This is a genomic window from Synechococcus sp. HIMB2401 (genome assembly GCF_042883245.1).
Taxonomy (GTDB): domain Bacteria; phylum Cyanobacteriota; class Cyanobacteriia; order PCC-6307; family Cyanobiaceae; genus Parasynechococcus.
In genome coordinates this window covers 86388-110498 of sequence record NZ_JBDJKK010000004.1, presented here as the reverse complement: position 1 = coordinate 110498, position 24111 = coordinate 86388, and the positions used below count along the sequence as shown (strand labels likewise).

The window sequence follows — 24111 nt, the reverse complement described above, 5'->3', positions numbered from 1 at the left end:
CTGCGATGAGCATCGACCCCGTGGAACGGCGCCTTGAGCAGAGCTTTGAGGCAGAACGCTGGACGCGCTTCATTCAGGACTGTCAGGACCTTGAGCAGTTGCGCGAGACGGCCCTGGCGTTGGTGCAGCAGCTGGCCCAGCAGAAGGCGGCCAGTGCCTGGATGGCCACCCGGGCCTCGGAATCGGAAAACGCCAAGTTGGAGATGCTGGCGCGGATGATCCGTCAGCCACCCGATGGCGAGGAGGAGAAGGCGACTGAGTCCCCCTGAGGGAGCCCAGCCGCCGGCCTGGTCGGGTGTCAGTGTTCCTTTTGCCAGCGGCTCAGGTGTGCGGGCGAGAACTTGTGGCCGTGTTTGGCCCCGACCTTGACCACGCAGGAGTTGTCCTTGCCGCAGCGCTGCACCTCATCGCGGATCGAGTCGTTGCTCTGCACCCGCGACATGAACGTCTCCAGCTGTTTCATGGACATGGCGATCCTCCAGAAGGGATGTCTTCGGCCTAGCGCTGGGGTCGATCGGGGCTCAGGGCCTCAAGCTTTGGTGCGGATTTGCTGACGACAAACTTCAAGGAGGCGTCAGTCGAGCTCCAGTCCGTCGGCGAGATCGAGGTTGGCGCTGACGCTGCGCACATCGTCGAGCCCGTCGAGGGCATCCAGCAGCTTGAGGCAGCTGCGGGCGGTGTCGGGATCGTTCACAGAGACGCTGGTCTGGGCTGACCAGTGATGGCCCCATTCCCGCACATTCCAGTCAGCCCGTCGCAAGCCGTCCTGAAGGCTCTCCAAGGCCTCAAAGGGGCCGTGCACCATCACTGATTCGTCCAACAGCTCATAGCCATCGGCCTCCAGCTCCAGGAGGCTTTCCAATAACCGTTCCTCGTCGTTGGGGCCGGCGTTGAGGATCACTTCGCTGCGGTGTTCAAACAGGTAGGCCACGCAGCCGTTTTCCCCCAGATTTCCGCCGTTCTTGCTGAAGGCCAGCCGCAGATCCGCCGCGGTGCGGTTGCGGTTGTCCGTGAGCGCTTCCACCAGCACCGCCATGCCGCCGGGGCCGTAGCCCTCGTAGCGCACCTCCTCGAGTTGGGCTCCATCACCGGCCTGACCTGACCCCTTGGCGATGGCCCGCTCGATGTTGGAGGCGGGCACCCCAGCGGCCCGGGCTTTGCTGATGGCCGTCCGCAACTGAAAATTCCCGGCGGGATCGGCTCCGGCACGGGCCGCCACCATGATTTCCCGCCCCAGCCGGGTGAACACCGCACCACGTTTGGCGTCGACGACGGCCTTGGTGCGTTTGATCTGGGACCATTTGCTGTGGCCAGCCATCGCGTCAGGGCAGGGCGGGATGCGCTCGGAGAGTACTGAGCGACCGGTTGGTTTCAGCCTGCTGCATCGAAGACCACCTTGGGTCGCAGCAGACTTTCGCTCTCGCGGTGGCCGATGCCGGCCATGCTTCCATCCGCATTGCACACCACCACCGCCTCTCCAGGCCCTGGATCCATCGCGATGCGTCGGCCGCAGCGCCAGTCGATCTGCTCGGCTTCGCTGAGATCACGCCGGGGCAGGGCCCACAGGGCCAGCAGCGGCGAGAGGGGATCGGGCGGCACAGCGTCTCGCTCCGGCAGGGGATGGGCCTGATGCGCATGGAACCCCAGGGCTTGGGTGCGGCGCAGGGAGGCCAGACAACCTCCGCAGCCGATGCGGTCCCCCAGATCCCTGGCGATCGAGCGGATGTAGGTGCCGGCGGAACAGTGCACCTCGATGCTGAGCTCCCCCAGGGCCGCATTCCAATCCAACAGCTCCAGCCGGTGCACGGTGACGGCCCGTGGCGGCAGATCCATGGCTTCACCGCGCCGTGCCCTGGCGTGGGCCCGTTCGCCATCCACATGGACGGCGGAGACTTGCGGAGGACGCTGTTCAATCGCGCCCCGGAACGCCTCCAGGCTGCTGTTGAGCTCGGCTTCGCTAAGGGATGGCCAGGCCTGCTGCTCCAGCAGCTCTCCGTCCAGATCGTCGCTGCTGGTGCGCCGGCCCAGCTGAATCACCCCGGTGTAGGTCTTCTCTCCGGGGAGGTACGGCAGCAATCGGGTCGCCGGCCCTAGGGCAATGGGGAGAACCCCGGTGACGGCAGGATCAAGGGTGCCCCCATGGCCCACGCGCTTGAGGCCGTAGCTGCGGCGCAGGCGGCTGACGCAGGCATGGGAGGTGAGGCCTGCGGGCTTGTCGATCACCACGAAGCCGAAGGGGCCGTTCACCGGGGCTGGAGCGGGGTGCCCTGACTGTTGCATTCCGCCGGCTGCGTAGGTTGGCCGCTCCCTGATGCCCATCCATGCCCCAGCTCCGCAGCAGCACGGACGTGGACGTCTCCGCTTTCCTGGCGGATGGTTTGGGCATCAAGCAACACCTCAGTCGCTACCTCGACTTGACGCTGGATCAGCTTGAGCAGCGTCTGCCCAGCAGCACCGACGACCTGGCGGATCTCCATCCCGGTGCGTTCCGGCCGGAGGACGCCACCGCCTTCTATGAGGACACGGTGGGCACGGGACACCTGCTGGAGCTGGCGGCCTGGCACCTCTCCAGTGCGGACTACATCGCCGACACGCTGCGGTTGCAGGGCATGGCGGTGCATGGCCAGGTGCTGGATTTCGGCGGTGGCATCGGCACCCACGCCCTATCAGCGGCGGCGCTGCCGGAGGTCGATCACGTCTGGTTTGTCGACCTCAATCCCCACAACCAGGCTTTTGTTCAGCAACGGGCGCAAAGCCTGGGGCTGGCGGACAAGCTCTCGGTGCATCGCGACCTCAGCAGCACAGGCGATGTTCGTTTCGATGCGGTGGTCTGCCTCGATGTGCTGGAACACCTGCCGGATCCCTCGGCGCAGTTGCTGGAGTTTCACCAGCGCATGTCCCCCGGGGCCATCGCGCTTCTGAACTGGTACTTCTTCAAAGGGCATCAGGGCGAGTACCCCTTCCATTTCGATCATCCGGCCCTGGTGGATGGGTTCTTCCGCACCCTGCAGGCTCAGTTCCTGGAGGTGTTTCACCCCCTGTTGATCACGGCTCGGCTCTACCGGCGTTCCTGAGGCTGCGGCAACACAAGCTGCCAACAAAAAAGCCCCGGTGCCAGCTGGCATCGGGGCTTTGGATTGACGTTGGCCTTGAAACTCAGACCGCTGCAGTGATGTTGATGCGCTTGCGGTTACGCAGGCCGCGGCGGATCGATTCGAACTTCACGATGCCGTCGGTGAGGGCAAACAGGGTGTCGTCCTTGCCTTTGCCGACATTGACGCCGGGCAGAACGGAGGTGCCGCGCTGGCGGATCAGGATGGAACCGGCGGTGACGGTTTCTCCGCCGTAGGCCTTCACACCAAGGCGTTTGGCGTTCGAGTCGCGGCCGTTACGGGTTGAGCCTGTGCCTTTTTTATGTGCCATGAGAAGAGATGCTGGTGGGGCGGTTGATGGAGCGAGGGGGAGAGGTCAGCTGATGGCCTTGCCGCCCACGGAGATGGACTCAACCATCACCCGGGTGAGTTCCTGCCGGTGACCATTCTTGCGGCGGGTTTTCTTTTTGGGGCGCATCTTGTAAACGATCACCTTGGGACCGCGGCGGTGGGCCATCACCTTCAGGGACACGGTCGCGTCCTTGACGTAGGGCTGGCCGAGGGTGGTGCCCTTGCCGTCCTTCACCAGGAGAACGTTCTCAAGCTTGATGGTGTCATCCACCTCAGCTTGAAGCCGATCGATGTCGTAGTAGCGGTTGGGCTGCAGCCAGATCTGTGTGCCCGACGCCTCAACGATGGCGTAGGTCCCGCTCTGTTCCGCGGCTGGTTTGGTGTCGGCCATAAGGTGAAAAGACGCGTTCAGGCTCGGCGAACCGATTCAGGCCTGAGCCGCAATCGAAAGACAAACAAAGATCTTCGTCTCTGACGCGCCCCATCGTCAAGATTCAGATACCTCGACGCTGCGGATGCCCGGATGGCCAGGCCGGCCCTCACTGTTGCTCTCGTGCTGGCCAGCCCAGCCCTAGTGGAAGCCTGCCGCCCCTGGCTGCCGGCCAACCGTTACGAGTCTGTTGTTCTGACGATTGATTCTGGGGAGACCTTGGCGGCTGTTCTCGGACCCCGGCAGGACGAATTCGACGCTGTGGTGCTCGAGCAGAGCCTGCTCGATGCTTCAGCCAAGGAGCAACTGCTGGTGGCGGGTCTGCTTTTCCCCGCCGTGATCGTTGGGGAGGTGAAGGGGCAGGTGGATTACCACCCCGAGGAGCTGCATCTGCCCGACGACCAGCTGGCCCAGCTGGGATACAACGTGGATGCGGCCATTTCGCGTTTTCTGCGCCAGGGTCGTGCCGACGGACGCACGGACGACAGCAGCTCCTCCTCCCGCGCCGTCAGCAACCTTTCCGATCGCCTGCAGGAGCGACTCGGCTACCTAGGGGTCTTCTACAAGCGAGATCCATCGCGCTTCCTGGGCAGCCTGCCCCCCGAGGAGCGCAGGGATCTGCTGCTGTCGCTTCAACGCACCTATCGGGACCTGCTGGCGAGTTATTTCAGCGATCCGGCCGCGGCCAATCAGGCCCTGGAAAGCTTCGTCAACACCGCTTTCTTCAGTGATCTGCCGATCACCCGCACCGTTGAGATCCACGTGGATCTCATCGATGAATTCTGGAAACAACTGAGTCTGGAGGGCCACAAACATGACTTTCTTCAGGATTACCGCCTTGCGCTTCTTGATGTGATGGCGCATCTGTGTGAGATGTACCGGCGCTCCATTCCGCCGGACCTTCCTCTGTCGGGCACGGCTTCCAGCCGTGTACGTCGCCCGACGGATCAGCTCGATGCCTCGGAGGAGTCGTCATGAGTCCCCGCAAGACCTACATCCTCAAGCTCTACGTGGCGGGCAACACGCCCAATTCGATGCGGGCGTTGAAAACGCTGCGCAACATCCTCGAGACCGAATTCCGGGGGGTGTATGCCCTCAAGGTGATTGATGTGCTCAAAAATCCCCAACTGGCGGAGGAAGACAAGATCCTGGCAACGCCGACGTTGTCCAAGATTCTTCCTCCGCCGGTGCGCCGCATCATCGGTGACCTCTCCGATCGCGAGCGGGTGCTGATCGGTCTGGATCTGCTTTACGACGAGCTGTCAGATACGTCGCTCAGTTCGAGCTTGATCGATGCGGTCGATGAGGAGACCGACACGACGATTTCTTCAGATCCTTAAGCGACATGGTGCGCTCCAGCACGGTTCATCTCCTGCTCACTACGGTCAAGTCATAGGTGGTTGCCATGCAGTTCCCTCCGACCAGCGGTCAGCCTCAGATGCAGGTTCAAAAGCTCCCGACAGGGATCGAGGGCTTTGATGATGTGTGCCAGGGCGGTCTGCCGATCGGCCGCAGCACGCTGATCAGCGGCACGTCCGGCACCGGCAAGACGGTGTTTTCGCTGCACTTCCTCCACAACGGCATCAAGCAGTTCGACGAACCCGGCATCTTCGTCACCTTCGAGGAATCACCCCTCGACATCCTGCGCAACGCCGCCAGTTTCGGCTGGAACCTGCAGGAGATGGTTGAGCAGGACAAGCTCTTCATCCTCGATGCCTCACCGGATCCGGACGGCCAGGACGTGGCCGGCAGTTTTGATCTCTCCGGTTTGATCGAGCGGATCAACTACGCCATCCGCAAATACAAGGCCAAGCGCGTCGCCATCGACTCGATCACGGCGGTGTTCCAGCAGTACGACGCTGTGTTCGTGGTGCGCCGTGAGATCTTTCGGCTGATTGCAAGGCTCAAGGAAATCGGCGTCACCACGGTGATGACCACCGAACGAATTGACGAGTACGGCCCGATTGCCCGCTATGGCGTTGAGGAATTCGTCTCCGACAACGTGGTGATTCTGCGCAACGTGCTCGAAGGGGAGCGGCGTCGGCGCACCCTGGAGATTCTTAAGCTGCGGGGCACCACCCACATGAAGGGCGAGTTCCCCTTCACCATGGGAACCCACGGCATCAGCATCTTCCCGCTCGGGGCCATGCGCCTCACCCAGCGCTCATCCAACGTTCGGGTCAGTTCCGGCGTGCCGCGCCTGGACGACATGTGCGGCGGAGGTTTCTTCAAGGACTCGATCATCCTCGCCACCGGCGCCACCGGAACGGGCAAGACGATGCTCGTCTCCAAATTCATCGAAGACGCCTGCCGCAACAAGGAACGCGCGATCCTGTTTGCCTATGAGGAATCGCGGGCTCAGCTGCTGCGCAACGGCACCAGCTGGGGCATCGACTTCGAGCAGATGGAGCGAGACGGGCTGCTCAAGATCATTTGCGCCTACCCCGAATCCACGGGCCTTGAGGATCACCTGCAGATCATCAAGACGGAGATCAGCCAGTTCAAACCGTCGCGTATGGCGATCGATTCCCTCTCGGCCTTGGCGCGCGGTGTGAGCCACAACGCCTTCCGTCAGTTCGTGATCGGGGTGACCGGCTACGCCAAGCAGGAGGAGATCGCCGGCTTCTTCACGAACACCTCCGAGGAGTTCATGGGCAGCCATTCGATCACCGACTCCCACATCTCCACGATCACCGACACGATCCTGTTGCTGCAGTACGTGGAGATCCGCGGGGAGATGGCCCGCGCCCTGAACGTGTTCAAGATGCGCGGTTCATGGCACGACAAGGGCATCCGCGAATTTGTGATCACGGGCAATGGCCCTCAGATCAAGGATTCCTTCTCCAACTTTGAGCGGATCATTTCCGGTGTGCCCCATCGGGTCACCACCGATGAGCGCAGCGAGTTGTCGCGCATCGCCCGCGGCGTCTCCACCGAGGACTGATCTAAAGCTCCACGGCCTCGGCGATGGCGTTGCGGCTGCGCCGTTCCGCCTGCAGTTGCAGCTCATCCTTGTCGGCTTCCGCCAGGGGCAGATCGAACCAGAAGGTGGTGCCCACCTCGGGCTCACTCGCCATCTGAACCTGGGCGCCGTGTTTCTCGAGAATCCCGCGCACGATCGAAAGACCCAGTCCGGTGCCCACTTCCGTGTGAACGGCGTTCTCGACCCGGAAGAAGCGATCGAAGATGCGTTCCTGATCAGCGCTGCTGATGCCGCAGCCCGTGTCGGCAATCTCCACCCTCAGCTTGGGCAGCGGTGAGGTGAGGGCGCAGGTGGGTCCATCACTGTTGGTGATCGCCGTTCCCTCCACCGAACAGGCGTCGGGCCAGGGATAGGCCCGCAGCGCCAGGGGGCCGCCGGGCCGGCTGAACTTCAGAGCATTGCCCACCAGGTTGTCGAGCACCTGGAGCAGCAGGTCCCAGTTGCCCAGCACCTCGGGCAGTTCTTCGGGAACATCCAGCACCAGTTCCACCTGGCGATCCTCGGCATTCAGCCGGTAGGTGCGCAGGGTCTGCTCCATGGCCGGGCGCATGCTGATCGGTTCGAACTGCAGCGTCCGGCCCGACTCCAGCCGGGAGAGGTCCAGCACATCGTTCACCAGCCGGGTGAGTCGATCGGTTTCGTCGTTGGCGACCCCGAGAAACTCCTTCTGTTCATCGGGGCTGAGCTGATCGCCGAGGTCGTGCAGGGTTTCGACGTAGCTCTTGATGTTGAACAGCGGCGTGCGCAGTTCATGGGAGACATTGCTGATGAAGCGGCTCTGGGCCGCATTCAGTTCCACCTCGCGGGTGAGGTCTTGGATGGTGACGGCGATGCCCTTGAGGGTTTCACCGCTGGCATCACGCACCGCTTGCAAAACGATGCGCAGGGTGCGGGCCGGTTCCCCCACGCTGCAGCGCAGGTCTTCACTGTCGGCCGCGCCACCGAGCAGGGAATCGAGGGGACTGTGCAGTTCGATGGCCAGCAGTTCCGGCAGTTCTCCTACCAGCTCCTGGCCTTCCAGGCTGCGCCCTTCCCAGCGGAACAGACGCCGTGCCGTGGGATTGGCCAGCACGATGCGGCCGTCGGCATCCAGCAGCATGGCGCCGTCGGCCATGGTGGCGATCAACGACTGCTGCTTCACCTGGGCGGCGGTGAGCTCCTCGATGTTGGCCTCGTCATAGGCCTCGAGCTGGGAGGCCATGGCGTTGAAGCCGGTGAGCAGTTCCCCCAGTTCCCCACCAACTGGCAGGTCAACCCGGGCACCGAAGTTGCCGGAGGCGACGGAGCGCACCCCGCGTAGCAGCTCCTTCACCGGGCGGGTGATGGTGAGGGCGTTGAACACCGCGCCCAGGATCACCAGCACCCAGATCGAGATGAACACGGCCACGGTCACCTCCCGGGTGAGGGCTGCGCTGGCCAGGGCCGTCTCATTCGGGTTCACCCCAAGGCCGAGAACGCCGTAGTACTGACCCCCGCGGATCAGGGGGACGAACACATCGGTGACGGCACCCTGGGGCGTGAGGTGTTGTCGTACCAGGGGGTTCTGGGGGCGTCGACGCAGCTCCTCGGGCAGCTCCAGTCGTCGGTTGAGACGAAGCTCTCCATCGCCACTGCTGGGGGTTCCGCTGATCGGGATTCCCAGGTAGACGACGCCTTCGGGGTCGGCGAAGAAGATGTAGCGGACGCTGCGGCTGGAACGCCAGAACTTTTCGGCCACGTTGGCCAGCTCACGGTCCTGGCCCTGCGCCACCAGCTCAGTGACATTGCCGGCCAGCAGCAGGCCCAGATCCCGGGCGTAGCGCGTGTCGTTCATCACGGCATCGCGCTGAATTCCGTTCAGCGCGAAGAAGGTGATGCCCGTCATCATCAGGCTCACCACCAGGGTGGCAATCGCCAGCAGCTTGGTCTGGAGGGTGAATTCCGCCCACCAGGCGGTGATGCGGTCCCAGAGGTTCTGGTCGTCCCCCGGCGGCTTGCCATTGGGGGGAAGCGCCCAATCAGCGATTGCTGCTCCACTGCCGCTGCTCATCCGCCCGAGCGCACCTGATGGCCGATGTCACGACGGTAGGTGATTCCGGCGTAATCCAGCTGATTGAGGCCGTTGTAGGCCCCGGCAAAGGCGGCATCGAAGTCATCGCCCTGGGCGACGACGGCCAGCACCCGGCCCCCTGCGGTGAGCAGTTCGCCGGAGCTGTCGCGGCGGGTGCCGGCATGGAACAGCTGATGGTTGGGGCTGGGGGCGAGGTCGATGCGAATCGCATCGCCTTTGCGGGGGGCCTCCGGGTAGCCCTCGGCGGCCGCCACAACGCAGGCACTGCAGCGTTCGGCGATGCTCAGTTGCGGGGCCAGATCGAGGCGTCCCAGGGCACAGGCCTGCAGCACGGCGCCGAGCTCAGGGCCGAGCAGGGGCATCAAGGTCTGGCATTCGGGATCGCCGAAGCGACAGTTGAATTCAATCACCTGGGGCCCATCGGCCGTGATCATCAGACCGGCGTAGATCACACCGCGGTAATCGATGCCCCGTTGGCGCAGGGCCTTCAAGGTGGGCTCGAGCACGATGCGGCGCACTTCCTCGAGGCCCTCGGCATCTAGAAGCGGGGCGGGGGCATAGGCGCCCATGCCGCCGGTGTTGGGTCCGCGATCACCGTCCTTGAGCCGTTTGTGGTCCTGCGCTGGGGGCAACAGCACCATCCGCTCCCCATCGCAGAGGGCGAACACCGACACTTCAGGGCCCTCCATCCGCTCCTCCAGCACCAGCTGGGAGCCGGCGGCACCGAAACGCCCTTCAAAGGCTTCGCGGATGGCGGTTTCCGATTCCTCCACGCTGTCCGCCACCGTGACGCCCTTGCCGGCGGCCAAGCCATCGGCCTTAACCACCAGAGGCCGTTGCACCTCCTGCAACACCGCCAGAGCCTCGGCTTCACTGCTCACCGCCCAGTGGCCAGCGGTGGGGACCTCCGCCTCCTGCATCAGCTGCTTGGCCCAGGCTTTGCTCGCCTCGAGCTGGGCCCCCTCCGCTCCCGGGCCGAACACGGCAAAGCCTGCATCGCGCAGGGCATCGGCAACGCCGGCGGCCAGCGGCGCTTCTGGACCCACCACCACCAGGTCGACGCCGTTCTGCTGGCACAGCGCGATCAACCCAGCGCTATCGGTTTCGCCCACCGCCATGGCGCTGCCTTCCGTGCCGCCGTTGCCAGGGGTGATCCAGACCGTGTCCAGGCCCGGACAACGGCCCAGGGCCCAGGCCAGGGCCTGTTCCCTGCCGCCGCCACCGACGACGAGGGCACGTTGGAGGGCGGGCAGCGTGGTGGGACGGGTGGACGACATGGCCATGGTTGCGGGAGGAACGGTTTGGGCCTCGTAGGTTTTCCTTTGTAGACCGCAGCCCGCCATGGGGACTCCCCTTTTCCCCTTCGCCCTCACCCTTCTGGCTGCTGTCACGGCAGCCCCGGATCCGCAGGTGATGCGCGAGGAACGCTTTCAGAGCGTTCTCGCTGAGATGGATCTGGCCGCGGCGGAGCAGGCTTGTCTCAACCCCCGCATCGCCAACTCCGACGGCCGTCGCCAGGCCTTGCGCGATCGGCTGCTGGAGCTGCATCCGGTGATCGATTCCTTGGAGCTGGTGCTGGCGAACGCCGAAGCCCTGATGATCTGCGGTGCCCCCGAAGCTGCGGCCGTGGTGCTCAACCGCTACATCCCCCGCGTTGGTGATGAACGGCGTCAGTGGTTGTTGTTGCGCTGGCGTGCTGCTGCAGCGGCCCTGGATCACCGCCAGGCGGCTTTGGCGCTGCGCCGTTTGGTGGATGGCAATTTGAAAGCCCTGGATGCGCCTCTGTTCCCTGGAAAGCCGTTGTCGGATCAGGGCAATGGGCTCGATCAGTTGGCTTGGCATGAAGCGGCTCTGGGTCACAACGCTGTGGCTGTGGAGCTGCAGCTGTTGGGCGATCTGACGGGCGTTCAGGGGGCGAAACGACTGGCGCGGGCGGCGCAATGGCTCGATGCCGATCAGTTCGAGCAGGCCGATCAGCTCCTGGAAACCGCCTTGGACCAAGCCGCGGCAGCGGAGGCCTGGGGACTGGCCATGGACCTGCTGCACCAACAGCTGCAACTGCAGTTGGCGGCTGGGGGCGATGGCGCGCGGCCGCGGCAGCGGATCCAACGGCTGGCCACTGTTCTCGATGATCGTTATGCGCTCCAGCAACTGCAGCCGGAGGCCGAACCCGATCCCCTGCTGCGATCACCGCGGGATCCCGGAGGCCATGCTGATGTAAGACCATCAGCCGTTGCACCGTCGCCATGACGCCCGATCACGGAGAGCTGCTTTACGAAGGCAAGGCCAAGCGGGTGTTCGCCAGCGCGGATCCCGACCGGGTGCTGGTGGAGTTCAAGAACGACGCCACCGCCTTCAATGCCCAGAAGAAAGCTCAGCTGGACGACAAAGGTCGGCTGAACTGCCAGATCTCAGCGCGGTTGTTCGAGCTGCTCGAGCGTGAGGGCGTGCCGACCCATTACTGCGGTCTGGCCGGGGAGACCTGGATGCTGGTGCGACGGGTGGAGATCATTCCCCTGGAGGTGGTTCTGCGCAACACCGCCACTGGATCGCTGTGCCGTCAGACGCCGATCGCGGAGGGCACATCCATCGAACCCGCCCTGCTGGATCTCTATTACAAGGACGATTCCCTGGGCGATCCCTTGCTTACGGAAGCGCGCGTGCAGCTGCTTGGTGTGGCAGACCCAGCACGACTGTCAGCGATTGAACAATTGGCCCGCCGGGTGAATGCCGTGCTTCTGCCGTTCTTTGAGGGGCTTGATCTGCAACTGGTGGATTTCAAGCTGGAGTTGGGGCTGGCTGCGGACGGAACACTCCTGCTCGCCGATGAGATCAGCCCTGACACCTGCAGGCTCTGGGATCGCCGCAGGAGCAATGCCGAAGACCGGATTTTGGACAAGGACCGTTTCCGCAAGGATCTCGGTGGGGTGATGGAGGCCTACGGGGAGGTCCTTAAACGGGTGCAAAGCAGCTGCCCCAACCCCCGCAACTGCCTGTAAGGTCGGCGCACCTATTTGTGGCTTCGGCCCAGCCTGCGTCTTGATGATCCGCCGTTCGTCCCGCCGCTCCTCGGTTGCTGTTCGTGGCACGGTTTTGGGTCTGATGCTGGGGATCCCCTTGGTCGCTCCACCTGTGATGGCTCAGGTGGCCATACCTGGAAATCAAGCTGCTGAGAGTGAAGACACCCTGGCGGAAGAGCCCCGGGTGCTGATCTCCGAGGTGTTGATTGAGGGCCTCGAGGGCCACCCGGAAGAGGAACGTCTTCAGATCTCCACCTACGACGCCATGCAGGTGCGTCCGGGGATGCGTGTGACCCGCGAGGAGCTGCAGAACGATCTGAATGGCATTCAGGCCACAGGTTGGTTCTCGGATGTGCGGATCGTTCCTCAGAACGGACCGCTCGGGGTTCAAGTGGTTGTGCAGGTGGAGCCCTTCCCTCCGCTGAGTGCCGTGGAGATCAACGGTGATGAGGAGAATCTCCTCTCGGATGAGCTGATTGAGGAGACGTTTGCCTCCGATTACGGCCGCACGCTGAACCTCAACGATCTGCAGCAGCGGATGAAGGCCCTGCAGGCTTCAGTGGCCGGTCAGGGCTATTCCCTGGCGCGGGTGTCCGGTCCGCAACGGGTCAGCCCTGAGGGTTTGGTCACGCTGAAACTTCTGCAGGGCAAGGTGTCTGGCGTCGAGGTGAAATTCCTCACCCAAGATGGTGATGACACCGATGAGAACGGCAATCCCATCCGCGGCAAAACCAGGGAGTGGGTGATCACCCGAGAGGTTTCTATTCAGCCTGGTGATCCCTTCAATCGCAACCAGCTGGAGCGAGACATCAAACGGTTGTACGGAACCCAGCTGTTCAGTGATGTCAAGGTGACGTTGCGGCCAGTGCCCGCGCAGCCTGGAGATGTTGTGATTGTTCTTGGCATCGTTGAGCAGTCCACCGGACAGCTCTCCGGTGGTCTTGGCTACAGCCAAGGCCAGGGTGTGTTTGGGCAGGTGCAGTTGCAGGAAACCAATTTCCTTGGCAGAGCTTGGAATTTGGGCACCAACATCACCTACGGGCAATACGGTGGGCTCGCCAACCTCAACTTCTCGGACCCCTGGATCTACGGCGATAAGCACCGCACGAGCTTCCGCACGTCTGTCTTCTTGAGTCAGCAGGTGCCTCAGGTCTTCCAGAGCGAAGACAATGGCAACATCCGTGCGGCAAAGGAATATGCCAATAACGGCTCTAATTCAGCTTATGAAATAGGCAATATTTATAACTTTACGGGAGGTGTTGCAGCTCCTGATGATGTGAATTTGGCGCAAGCCGCTTATCCGAATCGCAGTTGGTTCGACTACGAGGGCGACACAGTGGTCCTGCGCAAGACTGGCGGCAGCTTCTCCTTCGCCCGGCCTTTGAACGGTGGTGATCCGTACAAAGATGCCAAATGGAATGTTGTGGCCGGCATGTCTTTTGCTGAAGTGCGGCCAATCAATTTTGCAGGTGATTCAAGGCCTTACGCCGTCTCCTCCAAAAAGCGGAGTGAAGGGAATGGTGAGGTCGGCAAAGATGAAATTATTTGCGTTTCGTACAACTGCGCAGATAGCAACACCCTCATTGGGGCTCGTTTTGCTACTACCTACAACACGCTCAACAATCCTCGCAATCCCACCGTCGGGCGGTTTTTCTCAGCCGGAACTGAGCAATTCGTGGGAATCAATAACGACTCTCCCACCTTCAACCGGTTGCGGGCCAGCTACACGCAGTTCTTCCCAGTGGACTGGCTAAAGCTTCATAAGAGCTGTCGACCCAAGCCCGGTGAGCAGGCGGATTGCCCGCAGGCCATTGGTTTGCAGGTTAAGGGTGGCCTCCTCATGGGTGAAGCACCCCCTTACGAGGCGTTCTGCATGGGCGGCTCCAACTCGATTCGTGGTTGGTACGACTGCGATCTAGCTGTTTCCAAGGCCTTCAGTGAATTGACGATCGAGTACCGCTTCCCCTTGATCAGTATTTTCTCTGGTGAATTGTTCATGGATGCTGGTACTGATTTCGGCACTCAGGAGGATGTGCCTGGCAAACCCGGTCTGCTTCTAGATAAGGACGGTTCTGGTGTCTCTGTTGGTACTGGAGTGATCGTGACCACCCCAGTCGGCCCAATCCGCTTGGAGGTGGCCACCAAAGACTTTTTATCCGACTATCGCTTCAATCTGGGCGTGGGCTGGAAGTTCTAGTGACCAGCTGGCCCCAGGACTACTCCGCTGGTTGGACACTGGCGGAGCAAACATCACGCTCTGGTATTGGCCTCCACAGTGGAGCTGAGGCCACGGTGGAGCTTCGGCCGACGGATCAGCCGGGCTTCCACATGCGTTTGCCGGGGATGGAGCAGCCGATCCTGCTGCGGCCGGATCAGGTGCGCGACAGCCAGTTGTGCACAACCTTGGATTTGGGATCCAGCAAGGTGGCCACCGTCGAACATCTGCTGGCCGCTTTGGCCGGTTGTGGGCTCAGCCATGTGGAGATTGGCCTCAACGGCCATGAAGTACCCCTTCTGGATGGCTCAGCGCTTGGTTGGGTGGAGGCCATTGCCACCGCTGGGTTGGTGCCGGCGGCCACCCCGCGGCCGGCTGCACCGCGTCTGAAGCAACCACTGCTGCGCACCCGCGGCAACAGTGTGATCACCGCCACTCCGGCCGATTGCTTTGGTGTTGTTGGCATCATCGATTTCCCGCAGGCGGCCATCGGGCGACAGCAATTCGCCTTGGAGCTCACGCCCCAACGTTTCGTCGATGAGATCGCTCCAGCACGCACCTTTGGGTTCAGGGAGCAGGTGGAGCAGCTGCGCGCTGCGGGATTGATCCAGGGTGGAGCTCTGGACAATGCCCTGGTCTGTGACGGTGATCAGTGGATGAATCCACCGCTGCGGTTCGAGGATGAACCAGTGCGCCATAAGCTCTTGGACTTAATCGGCGACTTGGCCCTCGTCGGTTTTCCCCAGGCACAGGTTCTTGTGTACAAGGGATCCCATGGTCTTCACACTGATCTCGCAGCCGCTTTGTGACTGAATCCACCACCTCAAAAGTCGTGCTCACCAGCGAGCAGATCGCCGGTTTGCTCCCGCACCGTTATCCCTTCGCGCTGGTGGATCGGGTCATCGCCCATGAGCCCGGGGTTTCCGCCACGGCGATCAAGAACGTGACGATGAACGAGCCCCAGTTTCAGGGGCATTTCCCTGAGCGTCCCCTGATGCCAGGGGTGCTGATTGTCGAGGCGATGGCGCAGGTGGGTGGTCTGATCGTGACCCAGATGCCCGATCTGCCGAAGGGACTGTTCGTTTTTGCCGGTATTGACGGGGTACGCTTCCGGCGCCCCGTGGTTCCTGGAGATCAGCTGGTGATCCGCTGTGAACTGCTCAGCCTCAAGCGCAACCGTTTCGGCAAGGTGAAGGCGGAGGCCACGGTGGATGGCGATCTGGCCTGCTCTGGGGAATTGATGTTCTCCCTCGTGGACTGAGAGGGATGTTGCAGCAAACGGCGTCACAGCAGATCCATCCCACGGCGGTGGTGGACCCGAAGTCTGAGCTGGCCTCCGGCGTGGTCATCGGCCCGGGTGCGGTGGTCGGCCCTGAGGTGGTGATCGGTGAGAACACCTGGATCGGTCCCCATGCCGTCTTGGATGGCCGGCTGACCCTGGGCCGTGACAACAAGGTCTACCCGGGTGCCTGCCTTGGGCTTCCGCCGCAGGATCTCAAGTACCGCGGTGCCAATACCGAAGTGTTGATCGGTGATGGAAACACCCTGCGGGAATGCGTGACGATCAACCGCGCTACCGAAGAGGGTGAGGTGACCCGCATCGGCAACGGCAACCTGCTGATGGCTTATTGCCATCTGGGCCACAACTGCGATCTTGGCAACAACATCGTGATGTCCAACGCCATTCAGGTGGCGGGCCACGTGGTGATCGAAGACCGTGCAGTAATCGGTGGCTGTCTGGGCATTCACCAGTTTGTTCACATCGGTGGGATGGCGATGGTGGGCGGGATGACCCGCGTCGACCGAGATGTTCCCCCCTATTGCCTGGTCGAAGGCCATCCGGGCCGCGTGCGGGGTTTAAACCGTGTGGGCCTTCGGCGCCGTGGCCTGGCTGCCAACCATGACGGCGCTGAACTCAAGCAGCTTCAGGAGATCTGGACCCTGATGTATCGCTCTGACCTCGTGATTGCCGATGCGCTTCAGCAGGCCAGAAGCCAGCCCTTGCTGCCGGCGGCTGAGCACTTCTGCCGGTTCCTGGAAGCCTCCACGGGTCAGGGTCGACGGGGGCCGATGCCGGTGCAGGGCCGCTGATGGTTCGGCTGCTGATCAGCACCGGGGAGGTCTCCGGTGATCTGCAGGGCAGCCTGTTGATTCGCGCCTTGTGGTTGGAGGCGGAACGACGGGGACTTGAGCTGGAGGTGCTGGCTCTGGGTGGCCCGCGCATGGAGGCAGCGGGTGCCGTGTTGATCGCCGACACCGCGCCGATGGGGGCGATCGGCCTGTGGGAGGCCCTTCCCTTGATTCTTCCCACGCTGCGGCAACAGGCCCGGGTGGATGCGCTGTTGGAGGACCGGCCCCTTGATGGGGTGGTGCTGATCGACTATGTCGGGGCCAATGTGCGCTTGGGCACGCGGCTGCGGCGCCAGCAACCCGAGCTGCCGATCACCTATTACATCGCCCCCCAGGAATGGGCCTGGCGCTTTGGCGATGGCAGCAGCACTCGATTGATTGAATTCACCGACAGGATCCTGGCGATCTTCCCGGCGGAGGCCGAGTTCTATGCCGCCCGCGGTGCGGATGTGAGCTGGGTGGGCCATCCCCTGCTGGACAGCTTCCAGAACCTGCCCGATCGCGCCACCGCCCGCCGTCAACTGGGTCTGGATCCTGAAGCGCCGGTGTTGTTGCTGCTTCCAGCCTCGCGCCCCCAGGAGTTGCGTTACCTGATGCCCCCGTTGGCCCAGGCAGCAGCCCTGTTGCAGCAACGCCACCCTGATCTTCAGGTGCTGCTGCCCGCTGGGCTTGCGCAGTTCGAAGCCCCCCTGGCTGCAGCGCTGCAGGAAGCCGGTGTGCGCCACGCCCGGGTGATTCCTGCCGCTGAAGCGGATGGGTTGAAGACCACCTTCTGTGCGGCGGCGGATCTCGCCTTGGGCAAATCCGGCACGGTGAACCTGGAGCTGGCCCTGCAGGGGGTTCCCCAGGTGGTGGGGTACCGCGTGAGCCGACTGACGGCCTGGGTTGCCCGCCACGTGCTGCGCTTCCAGGTGGATCACATCTCGCCGGTGAATCTGTTGCTCAAGCAGCGGTTGGTGCCGGAGCTGCTCCAGGACGAACTCACGGCCGAAGCTCTGGTGGAGAGGGCGCTTCCTCTTCTGACTGACACCCCAGAGCGCCGGGCCATGCTGGAGGGATACGCACGGCTTCGGACCACCCTGGGTGCTCCTGGGGTCACCGAGCGGGCGGCCAAGGCCATCTTTGATCAGGTGATCGGATGAAACGAACCCTGCTGTTGTTGTTCACCTGCCTGATGCTGCTCAGCTGGCCCCAGCGCGCCATGGCTGAGCTGCAGACGGCAGTCTTTGCCGGTGGCTGTTTCTGGTGCATGGAGCACGACCTGGAACATCTTCCCGGGGTGCGTGATGCCGTGAGCGGCTACAGCGGCGGGCAGCTGGAGCGCCCCACCTACCGGCAGGTGAGCAGTGAGACGACGGGGCATCAGGAAGCGGTGCAGGTGCGCTTTGATCCGGATCAGATCAGCTACGCGGAGCTGCTGCGCAGCTACTGGCGCAATGTGGATCCCCTCGATGGCGGCGGCCAGTTCTGCGACCGCGGCGATTCCTACCGGCCGGTGATCTTCACGGCTGATGAGGCCCAGGCTCAGGCGGCCGAAGCCAGTGCGGCGGCGGCGGCCCGTGAGCTCGGACAACCCCGGTCTGCTTTGAAGGTGGAGCTCCGGCAGGCGACTCGCTTCTGGCCCGCCGAGGGATACCACCAGAACTACGCGGAGAACAACTTCGTCAAATACAACTTCTACCGGTTCAGCTGCGGTCGTGACCGCAGACTCGACAGCGTCTGGGGCAACAACGCTCGCTCCGGTAACGCCTGGGGGAAGTAGGGCTGCTGCAGCCTCATTCCTCGGCAGAGCGCCCCCGGATGCGGGCACGGTCGCTCAGCCAGATGATCACCCGCGTGATCGCCCACGCGAGGGCGACGCCCAACAGGATCGAGAGCAGCGACTCCACAGCACAGCACTTGAGGACACCGGCAACTGCCGGATGCTCCTCAATATGCCGATCTGATCAAGGAATGCGTGGGGACTGTTGCGATCAGTCGCTTGCTTTGGCGTCCTTGTCTCTCTCTTTTGCTGGCTGTGTCGTGGCCTGAGGCTTGGATGCCGCCTTGCAGGCCAGGGAGGCTTCCAGGCGCTGCAGCTGCGCTTCGCGCAGGGCATCGGAAATGCTGAGAGTGCGGTCAGTCATCGATTGGCGTTCTCGACGGCGGCAGGCTCAGGGCCTTGTGCGATCGAAAGGGGGCCTACGGGTCTGAAGACTGTCGAAACCTAGGCGCCCACGGGTCAACGTCCAGGGAGCAAAAGTGCTTACGTCAGTGTCTGGCAACACGTCTGTGCTTCAACGCCAGCGCGATTGAAGGCTTGCCAAACATGTATCGCCATGGCTATGAGTACAGGTGTACTGGTTCCTGGGTGGCTCATGTCGGTTGATCACGGTGATCTCGCGGTGAAGGCGGAGGCTCCCTTTCTCCACGTCCGCCCAGGGCACTTTGTGATCGTTGCTGGAGACCAGCTCGATCAAGGGGATTGGTGGATGGGACAGGTGCTCTTCTGCGAGGGAAGTGCGCGCCACCCCAGGCTTCCGTCGCTGTTTCAGGTGGCTGACGTGGATACGGGCGTCATCAAATGGATCAATGCCGACGCGGTCTCGGATGTGATCTGGTCGATGGATGGATGGTCCGCCAGTGCGCCTGTCTCTTCGGGCTGTTGATCGAGTGGGGCCTTGGTCAAGGGGCGATATGTATTCGCGCGAACGACACGGGCTCGGCGGCTGCCTTATAAGTAGTTTGTAGCAGTTGCTACAAAACGTTCACCCCCTCTTGAGGGGGCGCAGATGCTCCAAGCCATGGAACGGGGACTTGGATTTCTTCGAGGAACATCCAATGACTGCACTTCTCTATCGAGGCCACACCTACGCAGTAGCTCCAGTCACGCCCAAAGCCTGCGTTGAATTGACCTACCGCCGCGAGCACTACAACACCTGCCGCCAGGAACTTATTGGCGAAAGCCGCCGCACCCTCACCTACCGGGGCGTCACCTACACCAAGTAGCCCGAAGCACCCGTTGGTTCCTGCCCCTGCCCCCTTTCAAGGGCAGGGGCTTTTTGTTGGGTAGTCGGATGGAGGCAAGCCACGGTCCAAGGGAGATCCCGGCATGCTGTGGGCGAGCCAGTCAGCATTCGCCGATGGGATCGGATCTCACCGCCATCGTGATCTCCTCGGTGTTTCTTGGGGTGGGTTTTGTGATTGCCAAGTTCTTCCCTGAAGCCGCGTTGCTGGCGGCGGTGTTCCTGGTGGGGTTGGCGATTCTCAACGTCGCCCTTGTTCTTGTGGCCTGATGCCCAAAAAAAGAGGGGGTGTTCCCTAGGCACCCTCGCTCGACGCGTTGCCCCTTCACCGAGAGAAGCCCCCGCAGGATGGCCTGGGCTCCCGTGGCTGGTCGTCTCCATTGCGACAAAAAGGCCGGGCTCTCCGGGCGCCCTCGCTGCGTTGACAGGGGCCGCAATATGTTCACTATAAACTTTTTTCATGGCAAACGTCCGCGAGATGGTCAACACCCATCTGCCCGTCGCGCTCAAGCTGATCAACAGCGCCGCCCTGGTTGCGATCGCGCTTTCAACCCTTTGCGCTGCTGGCTCTCTGCGTGAGATGTCTGGCAGGTCTGCTGCTCCAGCGGCTGTCACTGAAGCCAACTGAGCCCGATGAAATGGAGCGATACCCCGTATCGCTCCAGGGGATTGCGCCGGCCGTTACTTGATCAAATTTGGTCGAATTCCTTAAGAAACCAACATCCAACCTGTTGAAAAGATTAAGCGCGGCAACCTGATTGATTCAGCAAGTTCTCAGTGAACAGACGGGTTTCCGGCCATCGACGATGCTTCAGCACATGCTTACGATCAGGCGGTGAGAGGAGGGTTGTATGTATCTGCTGACCATTAAGGATGGTCTTGGTACCCGTCATATCGGTCCCTACGCGTCGCCGAAGCACGCATCGGATGATCTTGATCGGGTGTTGGAAACCTGCTCCGAGCGAGCACGGTGGCAGATTCATGCATTGGAAACCCCAGACCGCACACTCGAATTGCAGGCTGTTGCCTCCTGACGGGTTGTTTCGTCCTTATTGGCTGTTTTGATCTGACCCTGCGACCTGATCAGCTCTGACGTCGCCCTGGAAAGCCTCGGGTCAGCCCGCTGTCGATCATCAGGCCGATGCCGGCGTTGATGCAGATCAGGCTGAGGGTTCCGTACCAGAACCAGGGGCCTGCGTCCTTGCCCAGCATCTGAACCACCTTGCGGCTCACCGCCTCGCCGAACAGGCAGAGGCCCACCGGGAGCAGCAGCACCCCCAACTGGGCCTTGATGTACCAGCGCACCGGGGAGCGGCTCATGACTGGGCCAGCACCCAGTTCACCAGGGTGCGCACGCCGTAGCCGGTGGCACCAGCGGGATTGACCCCTTTGCCCTTGTCACTCCACACCGGGCCGGCGATGTCGATGTGGGCCCAGGCGGTGTCTTTGGCCACGAACTCCTTGAGGAAAAGGGCCGCTGTGATCGAACCACCGGGCCGCGGGCCGGTGTTCTTCATGTCGGCCAGCAACGACTTCAATCCATCCCTGTAGGACTGCCGCAGTGGCATGCGCCAGAGCCCTTCACCGCCCGTCTGAGCAGCGGCATCGAGGGCCTCCGCCAGATCGTCATTGTTGGACCAGAGCCCGGCCATCTCATCCCCCAGAGCAATCACGCAGGCTCCGGTGAGGGTGGCCAGATCCACCACGGCATCGGGCTTCTGCTCACAGGCGTAGAGCAGGGCATCGGCCAGGGTGAGGCGGCCTTCGGCGTCGGTGTTGTTGATCTCAATCGTCATGCCGTTGGCGGCCGTGACGATGTCGCCGGGGTGGACGGCGGAGCCGTTCACCATGTTTTCGCAGGAGGCCACCACCATGTGCACCTCAACGCCGACCGGCTTGAGTTCGGCGATGCTGCGCATGGCACCGATCACAGCGGCACTGCCGCCCATGTCGAACTTCATCATGTCGATCTGGGCGGCCCCCACCTTGAGGTTGTAACCGCCGGAATCGAAGGTGAGGCCTTTGCCCACCAGGGCAACGCGGCGTTTTACCTCGCCCTCGGGGCGATAGATCAGGTGGATGAACTTGGGGGGCAGGTCGGAGCCCTGGCTCACCGCCAGGAAGGCCCCCATGCCCTTGGCTTCGCAGTCGCTGCGCTCGAGCACCTTGAGTTCAAGGCCGTGGTCCTTGGCGATGCCAGCGGCCGTGTCGGCGAGGGCTGCTGGGGTGACCACGTTCGGAGGGGCTGCCACCAGCTCCCGGGCCAGTTCCACACCGGCGCAGGTGGCATTGACGGCCGCAAAGCCGCTTTCGGCGGCGGGGTTGAGGTCGATCAGCTCCAGGGCCTCGGGGATCCGGCGTGGGTCCGGCTCCTTGCGGAAGCGCTGGTCTTTGTAGAGGCAGAGCCGCACCGCTTCAGCACAGATGCGGGCGGCTTCTGTGGCATCGGTTCCCGCCCAGGGCAGGTGCAGGCCGAGGCTGCCTTCACAACCGATGGCGGCCTTGGCGGCCCGGGCGGCGGCGCCGCGCAGGCGCTCGGCGTCGATCCCATCGCTCTCGCCCAGGCCCAGCACCACCAGGCGCTGCGGGCCGCCGCCCAGGGGCGTGATCACCAGTTGATCCCCGGGCTTGCCTTTGAACTCCTGCTGCTTGAGGGCCTCGGTAATGCCGGCAAAGCGTTGTTCAAGGGCCGTTGGCGTGGCATCGACATCGCCCTGGGGCAGCCCCACCGCCAGCACATCGCCGTTCCACTCCTGCAAACCGGCGGAGGACAGGGAGAAGCGCATGGGTGGACGCGTCAGCAAAGGATGAGCGTAGCGATCCTGTGCGACGCCCTCGGCCCTCAGAGCTCTGCGGTGAAGGGGGTGGCCCAGCGCTGGCGGGTTTCCTTGTTGAACGGCGGCCACCAGCGTTGGATCAGCTGTTGTTCCAGGGCCCGCCGGGCGCGGGTGGCCCGGGGCACATCGCAGCTGAAGCGGATGCTCAGCTGGGCGCTCAGCTCACAGCGCTGTAGGGCTTCGCCGTAGGCGGCGAGGTAGGCCTTGCAGTCGTGATCACCTTTCCAGCGGCGCTCGGCCGCCAGGGTTTCGCCCACATAAAGCAGAAGCGGCTGCTCCAGCTGGGCTGGCCTGTCCATCACCAGATAAATCGCTGCTCCGCGGTGGGACGGTTCCGGCCAGCGCCAGAAACTCATCGCCAGGGGGGTCAGGGCCAGTGGATCGATGGTTGCCGCAGCGTCATCGGGGCTGGCACAGAACAGATCCCCCTGGGCCGTACTGGCGCTTTCGCCGCGGAACAGCGGCGCCTGATGGGCATGAAGCCGCGCTTGCCAGGCGAGCAGCTGTTCCCGTTGCAGGGGCAGGTCGGGCCCGTTGTTGAAGGCCAGCGCACCGGTGGAGAACAGATCCCCCTGCATCAGGGCAGCGGCAGGCTGGGCCCGGCGGGGCGGCTGCCGAAACTCACCCGGCCGATCAGGGCTTCCACGCTGCTGGCGGGCAGGCAGAGCCGCTCCTGCAGATCGGCCAGATCCTTGAAACCGGCGCGGCGGCGTTCGCGCATCAGGTTGGCCAGCCGTTGTTCGGACCAGCCCAGCAGCGCCAGCTGATCGGCGCTGGCGTTGTTGAGGTCGAGGGGAGCGGCCTGGGGCTGCGGTGGGGCATCGCCGTGCCACTGGAAGAGCAGATGGGGGGTCCAGAGCCTGACCAGATCACTCGGCAGCTCCAGCAGCCGGAACAGATCATCGGCACTGGCGAATTGCACCCCACCCCGCTGCAGCCGCACCAGCAGATCGGCTGTGTCCTGGCTGCAGCCGGGCAGTTGCAGCCACTGATCGCGGCTGGCCCGGTTCACATCCATCACCCAAGCCGGCGGCTCGGGCACGGTTGGTAAAGGTTGCGCTGGGGCCGGCCGGGGTGGTGCTGGCAGCTGTCCGGTGGCCTGCAGTACCCGCCTGGCCAGGGGATCCAACCAGTGGCTGCGGGGCATGCTGCTCAGCAGAGATGGGCTGACCTTAACGAGGTTGCAGGGGCTGCGTCAGCGCAATTGGCGCATCTGGTTGTTCTGGCACCGAGCGGGTTCTTTCAGGTCGAGGGGGTCCAGCGGGGAATCGGCAGCGGTGGATCCACCAGGTTGCGCTGAAAGGCAATCAGCACCGCCTGGGTGCGGCTTTTGGCATCGAGTTTGCGCAGCAGTCCGGTGACGCAGTGCTTGGTGGTTTCGATCGAGAGGTGCAGCTGATCGGCAATTTCCTGATTGCTGAGGCCCTTGCAGAGCCCGCGCAGCACGTCTTCCTCCCGCAGGCTCAGCACGTCGCTGAGGGGATGGACGACGCCTCTGGCGCCGCGGTCGTGGTTGGCCACGCCGGCAATCACCGGATCCATGTGGCTGCCATCGCTCTCCATGGCGCGCAGAACGCTGAGCAGACCGCCGTTGCCGATGCGTTCATGGCTGCAGAGCCCTTCGCATTGCGCCTTGGCCGCGGCGTGAATCGTGCTGAGCAACGGACGCTGAATCAACATCAGGCAGCGCAGGGAGGGCTGCTGTGCCTTGGCGGCTGCCACCAGGGCGGGGCCGGTGCCGCGCTCGAGCTGGTCGCTGCAGATCAGTAGATCAGCGGCTGTGTTGCGAAGGCAGGCGAGGGCTTTCGCTTCGGTGCTGGCTGCTCCCACCAGGGAGCCAATGCCATCAAGGCTGTGCAACAGGCCGCTGATCAAGACGCGATCGGCGGAGGCCACCACGATGCGGCGCCCCTCCAACAGGTGCCGGTGGCGCTGGGGAAGCTCACGCATCGCGCCTAGCTGAGCAGTGAAGTCCACATCCTGAAGGCGGCCCGAAAC

The 24111-nt window shown here is 63.2% G+C and carries 31 protein-coding genes; 18 read left to right on the top strand and 13 right to left on the bottom strand.

The genetic code is table 11. The features are described 5' to 3' along the window. Positions 1–5: 5 nt before the first annotated feature. On the top strand, positions 6–269 hold the full coding sequence (locus AAXE93_RS10000; RefSeq protein WP_390130446.1) for a hypothetical protein: 264 nt from the start codon (positions 6–8) through the stop codon (positions 267–269). A 29-nt stretch (positions 270–298) separates the two neighbouring features. On the opposite strand, the gene AAXE93_RS09995 is transcribed toward AAXE93_RS10000, so the two are convergent. The 3 genes from AAXE93_RS09995 to truB form a co-directional block, all read right to left on the bottom strand. Beyond that, a complete protein-coding gene (locus AAXE93_RS09995; protein ID WP_071823080.1) occupies positions 299–469 on the bottom strand; it encodes a Nif11 family protein in 171 nt (56 codons plus the stop codon). 105 nt (positions 470–574) lie between these two features. After that, the gene (locus AAXE93_RS09990; RefSeq protein WP_115131826.1) at positions 575–1318 is read right to left on the bottom strand and encodes a YebC/PmpR family DNA-binding transcriptional regulator; all 744 of its coding nucleotides are present in this window, start codon (positions 1316–1318) and stop codon (positions 575–577) included. 53 nt (positions 1319–1371) lie between these two features. Beyond that, positions 1372–2280: a tRNA pseudouridine(55) synthase TruB gene (truB, locus tag AAXE93_RS09985; protein WP_390130443.1), complete on the bottom strand. Its 909-nt coding sequence runs from the start codon at positions 2278–2280 to the stop codon at positions 1372–1374. Between the two features lie 41 nt (positions 2281–2321). Between truB and AAXE93_RS09980 the strand changes: the two genes are divergently transcribed. Next, positions 2322–3074 carry a class I SAM-dependent methyltransferase gene (locus AAXE93_RS09980; protein WP_390130441.1) on the top strand — a complete coding sequence of 251 codons (753 nt, stop codon included), beginning with the start codon at positions 2322–2324 and terminating at the stop codon, positions 3072–3074. 82 nt (positions 3075–3156) lie between these two features. Here AAXE93_RS09980 and rpmA read toward each other — a convergent pair whose 3' ends face one another. Both rpmA and rplU read right to left on the bottom strand, forming a co-directional pair. Next, a complete protein-coding gene (gene rpmA, locus AAXE93_RS09975; RefSeq protein ID WP_114989469.1) occupies positions 3157–3423 on the bottom strand; it encodes a 50S ribosomal protein L27 in 267 nt (88 codons plus the stop codon). A gap of 45 nt (positions 3424–3468) precedes the next feature. Continuing rightward, positions 3469–3834, bottom strand: coding sequence for a 50S ribosomal protein L21 (gene rplU, locus AAXE93_RS09970; RefSeq protein WP_011365073.1), 366 nt, complete (start codon positions 3832–3834; stop codon positions 3469–3471). A 132-nt stretch (positions 3835–3966) separates the two neighbouring features. Between rplU and AAXE93_RS09965 the strand changes: the two genes are divergently transcribed. The 3 genes from AAXE93_RS09965 (at position 3967) to kaiC (ending at position 6817) form a co-directional block, all read left to right on the top strand. Then, the gene (locus AAXE93_RS09965; protein WP_390130437.1) at positions 3967–4851 is read left to right on the top strand and encodes a circadian clock protein KaiA; all 885 of its coding nucleotides are present in this window, start codon (positions 3967–3969) and stop codon (positions 4849–4851) included. Next, entirely contained in the window at positions 4848–5213 is a 366-nt protein-coding gene (kaiB, locus tag AAXE93_RS09960) for a circadian clock protein KaiB (RefSeq protein ID WP_114989467.1), read from the top strand. The genes AAXE93_RS09965 and kaiB overlap by 4 nt, the downstream gene beginning before the upstream one ends. Positions 5214–5278: 65 nt before the next feature. After that, on the top strand, positions 5279–6817 hold the full coding sequence (kaiC, locus tag AAXE93_RS09955) for a circadian clock protein KaiC (protein WP_390130434.1): 1539 nt from the start codon (positions 5279–5281) through the stop codon (positions 6815–6817). Between the two features lies 1 nt (position 6818). Here the strand turns inward: kaiC and AAXE93_RS09950 are convergent, their stop codons facing one another. Both AAXE93_RS09950 and purD read right to left on the bottom strand, forming a co-directional pair. After that, positions 6819–8885: an ATP-binding protein gene (locus tag AAXE93_RS09950; RefSeq protein WP_115131830.1), complete on the bottom strand. Its 2067-nt coding sequence runs from the start codon at positions 8883–8885 to the stop codon at positions 6819–6821. Continuing rightward, the gene (gene purD / locus AAXE93_RS09945; RefSeq protein ID WP_390130431.1) at positions 8882–10189 is read right to left on the bottom strand and encodes a phosphoribosylamine--glycine ligase; all 1308 of its coding nucleotides are present in this window, start codon (positions 10187–10189) and stop codon (positions 8882–8884) included. The genes AAXE93_RS09950 and purD overlap by 4 nt, the downstream gene beginning before the upstream one ends. A 58-nt stretch (positions 10190–10247) precedes the next feature. On the opposite strand from purD, the gene AAXE93_RS09940 reads away from it, so the two are divergent. From AAXE93_RS09940 to msrA, 8 genes are read left to right on the top strand one after another with little or no spacing between them, the layout of a single operon-like run. Next, on the top strand, positions 10248–11156 hold the full coding sequence (locus AAXE93_RS09940; protein ID WP_390130429.1) for a hypothetical protein: 909 nt from the start codon (positions 10248–10250) through the stop codon (positions 11154–11156). Continuing rightward, positions 11153–11905 carry a phosphoribosylaminoimidazolesuccinocarboxamide synthase gene (gene purC, locus AAXE93_RS09935; protein WP_390130427.1) on the top strand — a complete coding sequence of 251 codons (753 nt, stop codon included), beginning with the start codon at positions 11153–11155 and terminating at the stop codon, positions 11903–11905. The genes AAXE93_RS09940 and purC overlap by 4 nt, the downstream gene beginning before the upstream one ends. A gap of 43 nt (positions 11906–11948) precedes the next feature. Next, positions 11949–14123, top strand: a complete 2175-nt coding sequence (locus tag AAXE93_RS09930) for an outer membrane protein assembly factor (protein ID WP_390130425.1) — start codon at positions 11949–11951, stop codon at positions 14121–14123. Continuing rightward, the gene (gene lpxC / locus AAXE93_RS09925) at positions 14123–14950 is read left to right on the top strand and encodes a UDP-3-O-acyl-N-acetylglucosamine deacetylase (protein WP_390130423.1); all 828 of its coding nucleotides are present in this window, start codon (positions 14123–14125) and stop codon (positions 14948–14950) included. Before AAXE93_RS09930 ends, lpxC begins: the two co-directional genes overlap by 1 nt. Next, positions 14947–15402, top strand: a complete 456-nt coding sequence (fabZ, locus tag AAXE93_RS09920) for a 3-hydroxyacyl-ACP dehydratase FabZ (protein ID WP_390130421.1) — start codon at positions 14947–14949, stop codon at positions 15400–15402. The genes lpxC and fabZ overlap by 4 nt, the downstream gene beginning before the upstream one ends. A 5-nt stretch (positions 15403–15407) precedes the next feature. Continuing rightward, complete coding sequence (lpxA, locus tag AAXE93_RS09915; protein WP_390130419.1) at positions 15408–16232, top strand: acyl-ACP--UDP-N-acetylglucosamine O-acyltransferase; 825 nt, start codon at positions 15408–15410, stop codon at positions 16230–16232. Then, entirely contained in the window at positions 16232–17413 is a 1182-nt protein-coding gene (gene lpxB / locus AAXE93_RS09910; RefSeq protein ID WP_390130417.1) for a lipid-A-disaccharide synthase, read from the top strand. Before lpxA ends, lpxB begins: the two co-directional genes overlap by 1 nt. After that, positions 17410–18033, top strand: a complete 624-nt coding sequence (msrA, locus tag AAXE93_RS09905; protein WP_390130414.1) for a peptide-methionine (S)-S-oxide reductase MsrA — start codon at positions 17410–17412, stop codon at positions 18031–18033. Before lpxB ends, msrA begins: the two co-directional genes overlap by 4 nt. A 211-nt stretch (positions 18034–18244) precedes the next feature. On the opposite strand, the gene AAXE93_RS09900 is transcribed toward msrA, so the two are convergent. Continuing rightward, positions 18245–18397, bottom strand: a complete 153-nt coding sequence (locus AAXE93_RS09900) for a hypothetical protein (RefSeq protein ID WP_390130412.1) — start codon at positions 18395–18397, stop codon at positions 18245–18247. 231 nt (positions 18398–18628) lie between these two features. Here AAXE93_RS09900 and AAXE93_RS09895 point away from each other — a divergent pair, with 231 nt between their 5' ends. The 5 genes from AAXE93_RS09895 (at position 18629) to AAXE93_RS09875 (ending at position 20310) form a co-directional block, all read left to right on the top strand. Continuing rightward, positions 18629–18919 (top strand): DUF3104 domain-containing protein, encoded by a 291-nt coding sequence (locus AAXE93_RS09895; RefSeq protein WP_390130410.1) that lies wholly within the window; start codon positions 18629–18631, stop codon positions 18917–18919. Positions 18920–19091: 172 nt separating this feature from the next. Continuing rightward, positions 19092–19259, top strand: a complete 168-nt coding sequence (locus AAXE93_RS09890; protein WP_390130408.1) for a DUF4278 domain-containing protein — start codon at positions 19092–19094, stop codon at positions 19257–19259. Between the two features lie 134 nt (positions 19260–19393). Continuing rightward, positions 19394–19546 (top strand): hypothetical protein, encoded by a 153-nt coding sequence (locus tag AAXE93_RS09885; RefSeq protein ID WP_170950490.1) that lies wholly within the window; start codon positions 19394–19396, stop codon positions 19544–19546. 190 nt (positions 19547–19736) lie between these two features. Then, positions 19737–19904: a hypothetical protein gene (locus AAXE93_RS09880; protein WP_170950489.1), complete on the top strand. Its 168-nt coding sequence runs from the start codon at positions 19737–19739 to the stop codon at positions 19902–19904. A gap of 223 nt (positions 19905–20127) precedes the next feature. Continuing rightward, entirely contained in the window at positions 20128–20310 is a 183-nt protein-coding gene (locus AAXE93_RS09875; protein ID WP_114989454.1) for a hypothetical protein, read from the top strand. Positions 20311–20359: 49 nt separating this feature from the next. Here AAXE93_RS09875 and AAXE93_RS09870 read toward each other — a convergent pair whose 3' ends face one another. The 5 genes from AAXE93_RS09870 to AAXE93_RS09850 form a co-directional block, all read right to left on the bottom strand. Next, positions 20360–20596 carry a hypothetical protein gene (locus AAXE93_RS09870; RefSeq protein ID WP_011365057.1) on the bottom strand — a complete coding sequence of 79 codons (237 nt, stop codon included), beginning with the start codon at positions 20594–20596 and terminating at the stop codon, positions 20360–20362. Continuing rightward, complete coding sequence (locus AAXE93_RS09865; protein WP_390130404.1) at positions 20593–22062, bottom strand: leucyl aminopeptidase; 1470 nt, start codon at positions 22060–22062, stop codon at positions 20593–20595. The genes AAXE93_RS09870 and AAXE93_RS09865 overlap by 4 nt, the downstream gene beginning before the upstream one ends. A gap of 56 nt (positions 22063–22118) precedes the next feature. Continuing rightward, the gene (locus tag AAXE93_RS09860; protein WP_390130402.1) at positions 22119–22691 is read right to left on the bottom strand and encodes a GIY-YIG nuclease family protein; all 573 of its coding nucleotides are present in this window, start codon (positions 22689–22691) and stop codon (positions 22119–22121) included. Next, the gene (locus AAXE93_RS09855; protein WP_390130400.1) at positions 22691–23260 is read right to left on the bottom strand and encodes a hypothetical protein; all 570 of its coding nucleotides are present in this window, start codon (positions 23258–23260) and stop codon (positions 22691–22693) included. Before AAXE93_RS09855 ends, AAXE93_RS09860 begins: the two co-directional genes overlap by 1 nt. Positions 23261–23355: 95 nt before the next feature. Further along, the gene (locus AAXE93_RS09850; RefSeq protein WP_390130398.1) at positions 23356–24063 is read right to left on the bottom strand and encodes a response regulator transcription factor; all 708 of its coding nucleotides are present in this window, start codon (positions 24061–24063) and stop codon (positions 23356–23358) included. Between the last annotated feature and the right edge of the window lie 48 nt (positions 24064–24111).